At 74.8% G+C, this 12903-nt stretch carries 9 protein-coding genes; 2 read left to right on the top strand and 7 right to left on the bottom strand.

Features of this window, described 5'->3' with window-relative positions:
• Window positions 1-34: 34 nt before the first annotated feature.
• The 4 genes from ACZ597_RS24545 to ACZ597_RS24560 all read right to left on the bottom strand — a co-directional run bounded on the left by ACZ597_RS24545 (window position 35) and on the right by ACZ597_RS24560 (window position 8090).
• Window positions 35-3982: a Pls/PosA family non-ribosomal peptide synthetase gene (locus ACZ597_RS24545; RefSeq protein WP_471333861.1), complete on the bottom strand. Its 3948-nt coding sequence runs from the start codon at window positions 3980-3982 to the stop codon at window positions 35-37.
• Window positions 3983-4134: 152 nt separating this feature from the next.
• Window positions 4135-4494, bottom strand: a complete 360-nt coding sequence (locus tag ACZ597_RS24550) for an NYN domain-containing protein (RefSeq protein WP_471333864.1) — start codon at window positions 4492-4494, stop codon at window positions 4135-4137.
• 6 nt (window positions 4495-4500) lie between these two features.
• Window positions 4501-5931 carry an alpha/beta hydrolase gene (locus ACZ597_RS24555; RefSeq protein WP_471333867.1) on the bottom strand — a complete coding sequence of 477 codons (1431 nt, stop codon included), beginning with the start codon at window positions 5929-5931 and terminating at the stop codon, window positions 4501-4503.
• An 11-nt stretch (window positions 5932-5942) separates the two neighbouring features.
• Window positions 5943-8090 carry a CHAT domain-containing protein gene (locus ACZ597_RS24560; protein ID WP_471333870.1) on the bottom strand — a complete coding sequence of 716 codons (2148 nt, stop codon included), beginning with the start codon at window positions 8088-8090 and terminating at the stop codon, window positions 5943-5945.
• Between the two features lie 125 nt (window positions 8091-8215).
• On the opposite strand from ACZ597_RS24560, the gene ACZ597_RS24565 reads away from it, so the two are divergent.
• Window positions 8216-8791 (top strand): hypothetical protein, encoded by a 576-nt coding sequence (locus tag ACZ597_RS24565; RefSeq protein WP_471333872.1) that lies wholly within the window; start codon window positions 8216-8218, stop codon window positions 8789-8791.
• A gap of 41 nt (window positions 8792-8832) precedes the next feature.
• Window positions 8833-9000, top strand: a complete 168-nt coding sequence (locus tag ACZ597_RS24570) for a hypothetical protein (protein WP_471333874.1) — start codon at window positions 8833-8835, stop codon at window positions 8998-9000.
• Between the two features lie 6 nt (window positions 9001-9006).
• On the opposite strand, the gene ACZ597_RS24575 is transcribed toward ACZ597_RS24570, so the two are convergent.
• From ACZ597_RS24575 to ACZ597_RS24585, 3 genes are all read right to left on the bottom strand, one after another.
• Window positions 9007-9636 (bottom strand): hypothetical protein, encoded by a 630-nt coding sequence (locus tag ACZ597_RS24575; RefSeq protein WP_471333876.1) that lies wholly within the window; start codon window positions 9634-9636, stop codon window positions 9007-9009.
• A gap of 28 nt (window positions 9637-9664) precedes the next feature.
• Complete coding sequence (locus tag ACZ597_RS24580; protein WP_471333878.1) at window positions 9665-10279, bottom strand: nucleotidyltransferase domain-containing protein; 615 nt, start codon at window positions 10277-10279, stop codon at window positions 9665-9667.
• Between the two features lie 72 nt (window positions 10280-10351).
• Complete coding sequence (locus tag ACZ597_RS24585) at window positions 10352-12784, bottom strand: SpoIIE family protein phosphatase (RefSeq protein WP_471333880.1); 2433 nt, start codon at window positions 12782-12784, stop codon at window positions 10352-10354.
• Window positions 12785-12903 lie beyond the last annotated feature (119 nt).

Genomic DNA, 12903 nt, shown 5'->3' on the forward strand with positions numbered 1-12903 from the left:
GCCCGTTCCGCTCCCGCTCTGTGCCCCGGTCTGCTCAGGACCGCCACGCCTCGATCGGATTGCCCAGCCAGCGGGTGTCGGCGGGGACGGACTCCCCGGCCATCACGAGGGAGGCGGGACCCAGGGTGCTGCGTGCCCCGACCGTGCTCCCGGGCAGGACGATTCCGCCCGGGCCCAGGGTGGCGCCCTCGCGGAGGACCACAGTATCCGTCCGCAAGATCCGGTCGTGGAAGAGGTGCGTCTGCAACACGCAGCCCCGGTTGACGCTGACCCCGTCACCGAGGGTCACCAGGTCCGTCTCGGGCAGCCAGTAGCTCTCGCACCACACGCCACGGCCGATGCGGGCTCCGAGCCCGCGCAGCCACAGGACCAGCAGCGGGGTTCCGGGGACGGATCCGGCGAGCCAGGGCACGGCCAGCACCTCCACGAAGGTGTCGGCCAGCTCGTTCCGCCAGACGAAGCCGCTCCACAGCGGGTGTTCCGCCCGCCGGTGCCGGCCGACCAGCAGCCACTTGGCCGCCACGGTGACGGCGCAGGCGGCCGCGCCCGCGGTGAGCAGGACCGCTCCGGACAGCAGGGCGGCGCCCGGGACCCCCAGGGCGGGCGTCGCGGCCAGCGCGCAGAGCGCCGCCAGGGTCAGGACGGCGAGGGCGGCCGAGCAGAACACGGGCACGAGCCGGCAGGCCTCGACCAGGCCGCGCGCCCACAGCAGCCGGGCGGGCGGGTCGTAGGTCCGGCCGCGGTCGGCGGCCTCGGCGGAGCGGGGCAGCCGCACCGGCGGCAGGCCCAGGTAGGAGCTGCCCTTCTTGGCCTTCTTCGGGGTCGCGGACAGTACCCCGACGAGCCCGCCGTCGGGCACGCTGCGGCCGGGCGCGGTCATCCCCGAGTTGCCGAGGAAGGCCCGGCGGCCGATCTCGGAGCGGCCGATCCGGATCCAGCCGCCGCCGCGTTCGCAGGGCGCGGTCAGGGTGTCGTCGGCGAGGAACGCGCCGTCGCCCACGGTGGTGAGGCTCGGCAGGGCGAGCACGGTGGACACCTCGGCGCCCCGGCCGACGCGCATGCCGAGCAGCCTCAGCCACACCGGGGTGACCAGGCCGGCGTACAGCGGGAAGAGCGTCGCCCGGGCCAGGTCCATCAGCTGGACGACCGCCCATGCCTGCCAGCCGACCCGGCTGTGCGTGGGGTGGTTCCCGGTGCGCAGCCCGAGGCTGAGCAGGCGTACGGCGGCCAGTACGAGCAGCGCGTACGCCAGGGCGAAGGCGAGCGCGCCGGGCACCACGGCGAGCAGCGCCCCGCGCAGGGCCGCGGCGGGTCCGGCGCCGGCGGGCACGAACCGGCCGGCGACGAGCAGCGCGGGGAGGGCGGCGAGCAGCGGCAGGGCCGTGAGGCAGAAGCCGGTGGCCCCGTACATGGCCCGCCAGCGGCGGGCTCGCGGCGGGCGCTCCCCGGGCCAGTTGTGTTTGGCCCTGCCGGTCCTGACGGCGGGGGCGCCGGCCCAGCGCTGGCCGGCCGGTACCTGGCCGGCCACGGCGGATCCCGGTGCCACCTCGGCCCGCTTGCCGACGCGCGCGCCGGGGAAGAGCATGCTGCGGGTGCCGACGACGGCTCCCGCGCCGATCCGGACGGGCCCGATCTCCAGGCGGTCGCCGTCCAGCCAGTGGCCGCTGAGGTCCACCTCCGACTCTACGGCGCAGCCGCGGCCGAGCCTGAGCATGCCGGTGACCGGGGGCAGGGAGTGCAGGTCCACGTCGGGGCCCACGCGGGCCCCGAGGGCGCGGGCGTAGCGCTGGAGCCAGGGGCCGGTGAGGGAGGTGGCGCCGGAGCACTCGGCGAGCCGCTCGGCCGTCCACAGCCGCAGGTGCACGCTGCCGCCGCGCGGGTGGCGTCCGGCCCGTACGCCGCGCAGCAGCAGGCGGGCGCCGCCGGCGGCGACGGCGAGGCGGCCGGGCGGGCTGAACAGCAGGGCCGCGCCGGCGGCCACGTACCACCAGGAGGCGGTCGGCGCCCACGGGTACGGTCCGAGGCGGTGCAGCAGGTTGCCGAGGGCCAGCAGGGCGACCGTCCAGCGCAGGCCGACGAGGGTGAACAGCGGCAGCAGCAGGAGGCACTGGGCGGCCTTGGCGCGCGCCGGGACCGGTGTGACGGTGCGGGCGGCGCCGTCCTCGCGTACGGACCGCTCCAGCCGCCGGGCCAGTTTGCGCAGCGTCGGGTTCTGGTAGACGTCGAGGACGGCCACCGCGGGGTAGCGGGTGCGCAGCCGGGTGGTGAGCTGCGCGGCGGCGAGGCTGTTGCCGCCGGTGGCGAAGAAGTCGTCGCCCGCGCCGCTCACGGGTACGCCCAGGGTCTCGCTCCACTGTTCGGCGAGCCAGGCCTCGGTGCCGTGGAGCGGCTCGGCGGGTCCGGTGGTCTCCAGGCCGGGCAGGGGCCAGGGCAGCGCGTCGCGGTCGACCTTGCCGGAGGTGCGGGTGGGCAGGGCGTCGACCTGCGCGAGCAGCGGCACGAGGGCGGCGGGCAGCTCGGCGCGCAGCCGTTCGACGGCGGCGGTGCGGTCCCAGCCGTCCTGGGTGACGAGGTAGCCGACGAGCAGCTGGTTGCCGCCGCGGGCGGTGCGTACGGCGGCGGCCGCGCCGGCGACGCCGGGCAGGGCCTGGAGCGCGGCGTCGACCTCGCCGAGTTCGATCCGCCGGCCGCCGAGTTTGACCTGCTCGTCGGCGCGGCCGAGGAAGACCAGGCCCTCCGGTTCGGCGCGGACCAGGTCGCCGCTGCGGTAGGCGCGCGGCCAGCCGAGGGATGCCAGCGGGGCGTACTTCTCGGCGTCCTTGGCCGGGTCGAGGTAGCGGGCGAGGCCGACGCCGCCGATGACGAGCTCTCCGCTGCCGCCCATGGGGACGGGCTCGCCGGACCCGTCGACCACGGCGAGTTCCCAGCCGGCGAGCGGGAGGCCGATCCTGACGGGCTCCTCGCCGGTCAGCGGGCAGGCGCAGGCGACGACGGTGGCCTCGGTGGGGCCGTACGTGTTCCAGACCTCACGCCCCTCGGTGACCAGGCGTGCGGCCAGCTCGGGCGGGCAGGGCTCGCCGCCGAAGATCAGCAGCCGGACCTCGTCGAGGGCGGCGGGGTCCCAGAGCGCGGCCAGGGTGGGCACGGTGGAGACCACGGTGATCTCCTGTTCCACCAGCCAGGGGCCGAGGTCCGCGCCGCTGCGGACCCGGTGGCGGGGTACGGGGACGAGGCAGGCGCCGTGGCGCCAGGCGAGCCACATCTCCTCGCAGGAGGCGTCGAAGGCGACGGAGAGTCCGGCCATGACCCGGTCCCCGGGGCCGATCGGCTCGTCGACGAGGAACAGGGCGGCCTCGGCGTCGACGAAGGCGGCGGCGCTGCGGTGGCTGACGGCGACGCCCTTGGGCCGGCCGGTGGAGCCGGAGGTGAAGATGATCCACGCGTCGTCCCCGGGGCCCGGCCGGGCCCCGGGCGCGGGGGCGGCCGCGGGGGCGGCGCGGCCGGCGGGGTCGATGCGCCGGCCGGGGCCCAGTACGGCCCGGACTCCGGCTTCGCCGAAGACCAGCCGGGCCCGCTCGTCGGGGTCCTCGGCGTCGACCGGCACGTAGGCGGCACCCGCGGCGAGGACGGCGAGGACGGCCACGTACAGCTCGTTGGTGCCGGAGGGGACGCGTACGCCGACCCGGTCGCCGGGTCCCACTCCGGCGGCCGCGAGGGCGCGCCGGCGGCGCTCGACCCGGGCGGCCAGGGCCCGGTAGGTGAGCCGGGAGGCGCCGTCGTCCAGGGCGGGTTCGTCGGGGTGGGCCCGTACGGTGGCCTCGAAGACGTCGAGGAGGGTACGGGCGGGGGCGGCGGGCCCGGCGGAGAACCGGGCGGACTTGCCGGGCTCCCCGGATGGCTCCGCTTCGTCGGGGACCGGGTCGTCGGGCAGGGCTCCGTCGGCCGTCAGGGTGAGTTCACCGCGTTCGGGTGTGGCTGCCATAGGCCCTCGCGTCTCGCTCCCGGACACGTCCGGGGTGCCGGTGGAGCCCGGGTCTGCCCGGGTTGTTCCGGTCCGGCGGAGAACAACCCACCAGCCTAGTTCGCCGTCGGGGATTTTCCCGTGGAAGGCCGGGGCGTGGCCGGAAGGCGTAGCTAGGACGGTCGCACGGTGCGGGGGCCCGCGCAGTGGGCTCCGTGCGCCTTCACCCGTTCGCGCAGCGCGCGGTCGGCGGTGACCACCACGCAGGGGCGGCCGGTGTGGGCGGCGGCGAGTTCCACGATGCGGTCGTCGCCGCTCCCGGGCGCGGAGTCGACCCGGACGCCGGGTACGGACGCGATGCCGCGGGCCGCGCCCTCGACGACGAGGATGACCTCCTCGCCGGTGTCCCGTTCCGCGAGCCGGTCGCGCAGCCGCTCGGCGGCGCCCTTGCGGTCGCGCCACCATCCGTCGGGCACGGAGCCGACGACGTTCGCCGCGTCGACGATGAGGACGGAGGTGGGGGGTTCGGTCACGTTCCGTCATTCTGCCACGGCCGTCTCCGGGGGTGCGACGACGAAGACGTCGGACAGCGGTGAGGTGTCCGCGCTGGCACTGATCAGGAGGTCGTAGGTGTCCGGGGGCAGGACGCCGAGGTCGAACCGCTGCCGTTCGCGCGGGACCGCGACGGCGCGGTCGACGACCGGCGGCAGGCCGGTGGTCCGGCTGGTCACCGTGAGCCGGGCCGGGATCTCGGGCAGTGCGCTCTCGCTCAGTGAACTGTCGGCCCCGATCTCGCAGACCACCGGTTCTCCGTCGAGGTAGAGGTCGTCGCCCAGGTAGTTGAACCAGCAGGTCACCAGGGAGCGCAGGTCTCCGATGTGGATGTCGTGCAGGGACTGGAGGATGCCCTTCATGTGGTTGAGCATGGCCTCGTGGTTCTGCAGGCTGCCGTGCTTCTGCGGGACGAAGGTGCGGGCCTCCTCGGAGCCGGACAGGGCGGCGGAGAGCTGGGGCACCGTGCCGTCGCCGCCTTCGTCCTCGTCCCCGCGGACCATCAGCGTCTCGACCTTGTCCCCGATGATCCTGGCCGACTGACGGGTGGGCTGGTCGGTGCCGACGATCGGGTAGTAGACGACCTGGCTGGACTCCCACGCGGGGTTCTTCCGGTTGGCGTCGGCCGCGTCCTCCATCTCCTTGTGGAAGTCGGTGAGGTGGCTGCTCCACTGCTCCTGCCAGCCGGGGAGCCCGGCCTTGGCGGGGATGGCCGCCGTCCCGTCCGGCCCGTAGACGCACCGGTAGACGGGGGCGAGCTGGTGCAGGCCGGTGAAAGAGCGCAGGAGCCGGGTGAGGTCGTGTTCGAAGGGCCCGATCCGCTTCTGGAAGCCGTTGCACAGGAACTCGACGGCGTTGAGGGATCCGTAGTAGGGGGTGCCGAAGGTCACGACGGCCCGGGTGTCCCTCCAGCCGCCGAGCACCTCGACGTAGTAGCGGGAGACGAGGCCGCCCATCGAGTGCCCGACCAGCACGAGCTGGGCGGCGGAGTTGCCGCTCTTCTCGCGCCAGGCGGACAGCCATCCCGCGCTCCGCTCGGCCAGCTGCCGGGCGGCGGCCCGGTTGTCGCGCCGCCAGTCGTACGGGAAGGGGAAGTAGTTCTCGCCCGGTGTCAGTTCGAACCGGTCCAGCAGGAACTTCTCGGTCGCCGTGTAGCCGTCGATCTTCCACAGGCCGGGCAGGGTGTGGAGGTCGGGCACCAGCCGGCTGGCGACGACGTCGTCGCCGAGGTCGTCCTCGTGCCAGTCGTCCTGGCCGTCGGGCAGTTCCAGCTCCGCCAGGGAGCGGCCCAGGCTCTTCAGGGCGCCCATGACCGCCGAGGCCGAGGGGGCCCACACGTCCTTTCCCTTCCGCGTCAGTACGCTGCCGGTGATGCCGGGGAGCAGCACGACGACGTCGGGCATCGGGCTCTTTCCCATGAGCTGACCTCCTAGCTCTCTCGCGGGTCGGGCGGCTTCTCGTTCTCGGGTGGGACGAACGGTTCGGAGGCGTCCCCGTAGTGCTGGTAGGCGGCCCAGGAGCTCCACCGCTGCGGGTCCTGCGTGCCGTCCACCGGCCCCTCCTGGGTGCGCTGCTCGTAGAGCCTCTTGCGTGCCGACCGGACGGCCGCGCCCACGGTCGGCTTGGTCTCGCTGGGGCTGCACGTGAACAGGTGGGTGTAGAACTCCTCGGCGAAGGAGATCCCCTGGTCGTCGGGGATCCGCCAGGCCGCCCCGATGTAGTGGCCGACGCCGATGCGCAGGAACTCGTCGGCGAGGCTGGGTACGAGGGCGGCCTGCGGGTTCCCCCACGGGCTGGGGCCGGGTGCGCCGTCCGGTGCGCCGGCGGCTCCCAGGCGGGCGGTGTGGCAGGCGTTGGCCACGACGATCAGCGGCGGATGCTCCAGCCTGCCCACTTCCTGGGCGGTCAGCAGGCCGTCGGCGAAGACCCAGCCCGACCGCCGTCCGGTCCCGGAGGGGTCGAAGGCGCTGTGGCCGCAGTAGTGGACGATGTCGTTGCGCCCGCACAGCAGGGCCCGCAGGACGTCGAGCCGCCTGGCGGGTTGCACGCCCGGCTCGCGGTCGGAGTTCGCCGACCCGAGGAAATGCGTGACCTTGACGCCCAGGGTCGAGAGGCGGGTGGCGACGGCGATGGCCTCCGCGCGGGCGCCCGGCAGCTGGAGGTCCTTCTCGGGGTCGCCCGGGTCGCCGATCACCAGGGCGCGCAGCGGGCCGTCCGCCGGCCCCTCGGGCATCACGCGCGCGTAGGTGGTGCGCAGCTGGCGGGAGAGCAGGGTACGGATCGCCAGGGGGTCGCACTGCTCGCCGCCGGTCTGCTGGACGACCTCCGCCAGGAACTCCCAGGGTACGGAGGCGGTGTCGCGGTCCAGCTCCAGCAGAACGGTGGCGTCGTCGGTGAGCAGCCTGCGGAAGTCCTCCGGGACCATGAAGCGGGAGAGCAGGTCGGGCAGGTCCCACGAGTCCTGGACGGTGGGTTCCGTCAGCCGCGCCACGAGTTCGCGCAGCAGGTCCGTGTCCACCTCGAGGACTCGTTCCGGTACGGTGGCGCGCCCGCTCAGGGCGGCCCAGCGCAGGGTGTTGGTGCCCGACAGGACGGACATCCGCACGGATGCGGAATCGTCCTCGTCTTCCGGGGGGCCGCGGAGCACCTTCAGGGACAGGTCGGTGGGAGCCACTTCGGCGAGGTGGGCCAGCTGCTCGCGGACCTGGTCGCCGATGCCGGACTCGAAGCCTGCCAGCACGGTGCGCAGGGCCTCTTCCGCCGCGGGTGGATCCGGGCCGTCGGGTGGGGCGGCGTCCCGCGCGCGGGCGAGTCCGGACAGCGCCGTCAGGGCGTACACGGCGGCGGAGGGGACGAACAGCAGGCCGCTGCTCTCCTCACGCAGCTTCGGGTTGACGCGCAGCTGCGGCTGGCCCTCGGCTGCCTTGGTCAGTGCGAGCAGCAGCTGTTCGGCGCGCAGCCGGTCGACCTCCACGAGGAGCACGTCGGTGAGCCGGGGCGCGGGCGCCGGAGGGGCCGTCGACCCCAGCGCGGTGGCGAAACCCCGTACGAGGGCCCGGACCGCCACGCCGACGGAGAGGTTTCCCGGGCCCGCCCCGATGAGGACGGTCGCCATGGTCGCGAAGTGGCCGACGAGGATGGCTTCGCGCAGGAGGGAGGCGTACAGCTGGCGGGCACGGTATTCGGTGAGGGTGCCCATCGGCCCCATGCCGATGACGGCGGCCGACCGTACGAAGCCCCCTTCCTTGCACGGGAAGTAGGTGACCTCGCCGAGTTGGGCGTCGATCCAGCCGAGCCGGCTGTGCTCGGTGATCAGGGGGCGGGAACCGGGGGCGGATATGGCACGGTCCAGTGAGAGTTCCGCGGTGTCCGGCAGGAGCGACTGGTAGTGGCCGGTGACGTGGAGGTCGGCGGCCACCTCCACCAGGCCGCCCCAGACCACGGTGATGTTGACGGTTGGACCATCAATGGGCGGTGGCGGGGCGGGAGCCGCGGCCGGATTGCGGGCGGGCCGCCTGTTGGCGGGCGTCGTCACGCCTTCCAGCAGGTCCTCGATGCGAGCGGTGGGGGTGCTCACCACGACGCGCCTCCTTCGAGTCGCCCGAGATTCGCGTACCGGGTGCACCGCACCTGTCCCCCCACAGGATTATCCCACCGTTTCCGCACGGAGCCCTGCGGGGCCCGCTCGCCCGAACGTGCGGAGTGCGCGGCCCCGTGTTCCTGCTGGCCTGCACCGCGCTGGTGGTCGTCTTCCGGCCCGGCCAGGCGCCGCCCGAGCTGGCCCGGCTGCCGGGCACGCAGGACGTGGCCGTGGTCGGCTTCGGGGGAGTCGGCCCGGGCCAGGACCAGCGGGTGCTGGACGACGTGTCGGAGGCCTTCACGACCGCCCTGTCGCAGGACCGGCTGCCCGAGGGCAGCACGGCGCGGGACTTCGCCCGGGTCACCGCACCTCCGCTGGGGGTGCTCGCCGGCGCCGGGCGGGACCGCCGGAGGCTGGACGACTGGACGGCCGCCTTCGTCGACGAGACCAACGCCGGGACCGTCGTCGGCGGCCTGGTCGGCACCGACTCCGGCGGGCAGATCGGCCTGCGGCCCGCCGTGTACGTACGGGCCGCGCAGGTGCTGGACGCGCCCGAACTCGGGCGGGCCCTGGAACGCGTCCGGTCCGCCGAGGGGGGCGGTGACGCGGTCGAGGAGCTGCGGCTGCCGGCCACGTCCATCGCGGCGGCGTACGCCTACGGGCGCGGGGACCCGGCGGGCGCCGTGGCCACCATGTAGGAGGCGGTCGCCAAGGAGCGCGGCTTCGCCCGGCGCGGACTGTGGCAGGCGATCGCGGCCGGGTCCGCCGGATCGGCACCGTGGTGATGCCCCGGTCGAGGACGGCGGTGTTCACCGTCCCCGAGGCGGTCGTCGAGGAGACCGGCGGCCAGGGTGTGCACTGCGTCACCGTGCCGCTGGAGGATCAGTACAACTGCCCTGAGCCGTAGGCCGGTTCAGCGGTAGCGGGCGGAGGCGGCGGCGAAGGGCGTGGCGTGCTGGGGTGCCGTGGCGACGAGGGCGACCCAGGAGCCGTCGGTGAACTCGATGTCCATCCGCCCCTTCTGCAGGACGCCCGTCGGGTTGGCCCGTACGGCGGCCACCGCCGGGCGGGGCACCTCCCAGTGGTGCTTCATCACCGGCGTCGACTGCCACAGCGGCGAGACGTCGCTGAGCCCGAACCAGCGCCGGTCGGTGAGGACCAGTACGCAGGCGTTGGAACGGCGCACGCTGGCGCGGCTGATGACGAAGTGTCCGGCCGCGCTCTGCCAGCCGCCCTCCATGTTCTTCCCGTGGATCAGGCGCGTGTCGAGCTGGTCCGGCGCGTCGGGCACGCGGTCGATGGCGTCCGCCACGGCGGCCGGCCGCGACCGCCGCGGGTCGAGCACCCGGGACTTGGCGATCTGCCGCAGCTGGCGGGGCAGCCGCGCCTCGATCCGCCGCTGGAGGTCGGAGGGGTCCGGTGGCGCGAGCATCGACTCGGGCGGGGTGGGCACACCCGGCCCGAGTTCGTGGGCGCAGGCGGCTATGAGGTGCTCCCCCGGCTGGAGGAACTGCCGGGCCTGTTGGCGCCTCTCCTCGTTCAACGGGCGTGCTCCTGTCCTTCTTCGGTGGTCATGTCCGGTGGAGGGAATTCTCCCCCATCGCCCGACTTTCATGATCACCGGGGTCGCCCCCGGCGGCGTCCGGGGCGGGGCCGGGACCCCGGCCGCGCAGGGCTTCCTCCAGACGGGCGATGTCCCGCGCGTCCTTCGCCCGGCGCGGCCGGCCCGGGATCCAGACGGGCGTCATCCGCTTGATCTCGATCTGGGCCGGGGGGCTGACGATCGCGCACCGCAGGTCCCCGATGCGGCCGGCCGGGCCGTCCAGCATGCCCGGCGGCCACGGCTCCCCGGCCCACGGGCCGCCGGCGACGACGGGAAGTCCGTCGGGGCCGCGGGCCAGCAGGGCGAAGCTGCTCTCCTCGCCCTGTTTCACGAAGTCGAGCTGCTGGCCGGCGGGCGGGCCGGGCAGCGGCTCGTACCCGGCGGCCGCCAGCGCGCCGGCGAGGGCGGGGGCGTCCCCGCTCCAGGCGAACCAGTCGATGTCCTCGTGGTCCCGAGTGGGCGCGCCGAGGAAGAAGTCCATCGCCCATCCCCCGCGGAGCCGGACCTCCACCCCCAGGGCCGCGGCGATCTCCGTCGTCTCGGCGATCAGCCGGAGCTGGCGGCCGGTGCGTTCCATGTCCATGATCACGCAGGCTACGGGCGCGGCGCCGCCCTCGTGGCTCCTTTTCCGGCGTGCGGCCCGCCCGCCCGCGGCTCAGGCGTCGTCCGGCAAGTGGATGTCGAGGACGCAGATGTCGTCGCGGTTCCCCGGCCGCAGTGCGGCCAGGGAGCGGGCGAGCGTTTCGCCCGCGCCTTCCCGCAGCAGCCGGGCGGCGGATACGGCGAGGCGGTCGAGGCCCGCCTCGATGTCCTCCCCCGGTTCCTCCACCAGACCGTCCGTGTACAGCAGGAGGTGGTCCCCCGGCAGCAGGTCGAACACGTGCTGCCCGTACGTGGAGTCGAAGTCGGCACCCAGCAGGGAGCCGTCCGGCTGCGGCAGGAAGGTCGCCGTGCCGCCCCGGACCAGCAGCGGCGGCAGGTGCCCCGCCCGGACCCAGGTCAGGCGGTGGTCCCACGGCTGGTAGCGGCCCATGACCATCGTCGCGGTGGCCCCCTGCTGTTCCCCGGCCGTGTGCAGCAGGAGGCTGTTGAGGCGCTGCAGTACGTCCGGCAGGGGCGATCCGGTGATCACCATCCCCTTGGCGGTGAACCGCAGCTGGGCCATGGTGCCCACCGCGGACAGGCCGTGTCCGGCGACGTCCCCCACGACGAACAGGGCGCTCCGGTCGGGGAGTCCGATCGCCGAGTACCAGTCGCCCCCCACGTTGATCCCGCGGTCGGCGGGAGCGTAGGCGACGTCGACGCACAGGCCCGCCAGCTCCAGCGACTGCCGGGCGACGGGCAGCAGGGTGTCCTGGAGGCGGGCGGCGAGGGCGCGTTCGGCCGTCAGCATGCCCCGCTGGACCAGGTTGGCCCGTTCGCTCTCGCGCAGGGCCAGCTCCGCGTCGCGCAGCGCGGTGAGGTCCTGGAAGAAGCCGTGCACCTCGATCGGGCTGCCGTCGGCGTCCGTCTGGGCCTCGGCGACGATCCGCAGGTGCCGCACGCCCTGGTCGGTGCCGATCCGGAACGGCTGGTCGACCGCCCTGCCGTCGCCCAGCAGCCGCCGCACCACGGCGGCCATCCTCGGCAGGTCCTCCGCCGGCAGGTGCGCGGGCAGGTCTTCCAGCCGCATCGGGCCCAGCGCCGGGTCCCGGTCGAAGATCTCGTAGACCTGGTCGGACCAGATCACGGTGTCCGTCATCAGGTTCCAGCTGGCCCAGCCCAGGTTCCCCAGCCGCTGCATGTCGGCCAGCCTGCGGGTCTCCCGCTCGTTCGTGTCGTGGCGGATCCACGACACCACCAGCCGCTCCCCGAGCCGGGCCGCCCGCACGGAGTACACGGACTGCTGCGGCACCCCCGCGGTGACCTCCTCGTAGGTGAACGGCTCGCCCTCGTACACCGCGCCCGTGGTCAGCGCGTCCAGGTACCCCTCCCAGAGGGCGCTGCCCGCCACGGTCGGGTACGTCTCCAGGATCCGCCGCCCGACCAGCTCCTTGCCGCTGCGCCCCGCCACGTCCAGCGACTCGGGCGCCGCCGCCTCGATCCGGTAGTCCTCGACCTCCCCCGACGGCGAGCGCAGCGGCGTCAGCAGGACCGCGGGCCCCGCGAGGGCGTCGAAGACCGTCTGGACTGCGTCCACGTCCTCGTGCAGCGGGACGAACCCGTGGGGGCCCCGGTCCTCGCGCAGCGGACCGCCGCAGAGCCGCACGGCCCTGCGGAACAGGGTCCGGGTGGTGGCGTCGAAGGGGCCCGGCCGGCCGCGGAAGAAGCCGACGACCGCCGTCACGGGCCCGGCGCCGGGTACGGGGATCCAGGCGCGCGAGGGCCACTGCCCGGGGGGGCCGCCGATGAGCTGGTACCGGGTGGCGTCGAGGCCCGGGTCCTCCAGCCACACCGCCTCCCCGGCGGCGACGGCCTCCAGCGCGGCGACCCCGCCGAGCGGGGGGATGTGGCTCCACTGCTCGGCGAGCTCGTCGCCGACGCCCGCGTGTCCGGCCAGCTCCAGGCTGCCGGCGGACGCCACGGTGTAGATCATCACCGCTTGCACGTCCTCCGGCTCCCCGAGGGCCGAGCGCAGCAGCTCGGCGATCCCGTCCGCGGTTCCCACGCCCGCCAGGTCCCGGGCCAGGCGGGCGAGGAGCTCCCGGTTGGCAGCCGGGCGCCCGGCACCGGCGACGTACCGGCGGGTGTCGAAGGGAGCGGTCACGGCCTGCGGCTCCCGCCCGGATTCCGGCCGTACGGGGGTCCGGCCGGCCCGCGGGGCCGCGGCGGAACCCCCTCCGGTCCGGCCGAGGGTGATCCAGCACTCCTCCAGGACGGTGCGCCGGTGCTGGGCGGCGCGGTCCAGCAGCAGTTGGTACGCGGCGTCCGCGGAGAGGCCCTCCCGGGCCATCACCACTCCCTTGGCCCGTTCGAGGACGGCCGTCATCGAGGCGACGCCCTCCAGGTCGACCACCTCGGCGCGCAGTCTGGCGACGACCTTGGCCAGTGCCAGCACCTCGGGGGCCGCGGCATTACCGGCATCGGGAAGCACGGACTCGCCCTCCATACGTCGAGCATGCCACGTGGGGGTGCGCCGGGCGCGAGCAACGACCGCGTCAGCGCGGCGCGGCGGAACCGGCCCCCGGACCCGGACCGGGGGCGGGTTCGGCCGGCGCGAGTTTGTCC

It is taken from the genome of Streptomyces sp. NPDC040718 (assembly GCF_055593565.1).

Excerpts from the sequence above, each read along its gene's own strand:
- ACZ597_RS24580 (WP_471333878.1), bottom strand. The coding sequence starts at position 10,279 with ATGGACATGGAACGCACCGGCCGCCAGCTCCGGCTGATCGCCGAGACG.
- ACZ597_RS24585 (WP_471333880.1), bottom strand. The coding sequence starts at position 12,784 with ATGGAGGGCGAGTCCGTGCTTCCCGATGCCGGTAATGCCGCGGCCCCC.
- ACZ597_RS24545 (WP_471333861.1), bottom strand. The coding sequence starts at position 3,982 with ATGGCAGCCACACCCGAACGCGGTGAACTCACCCTGACGGCCGACGGA.
- ACZ597_RS24555 (WP_471333867.1), bottom strand. The coding sequence starts at position 5,931 with ATGGGAAAGAGCCCGATGCCCGACGTCGTCGTGCTGCTCCCCGGCATC.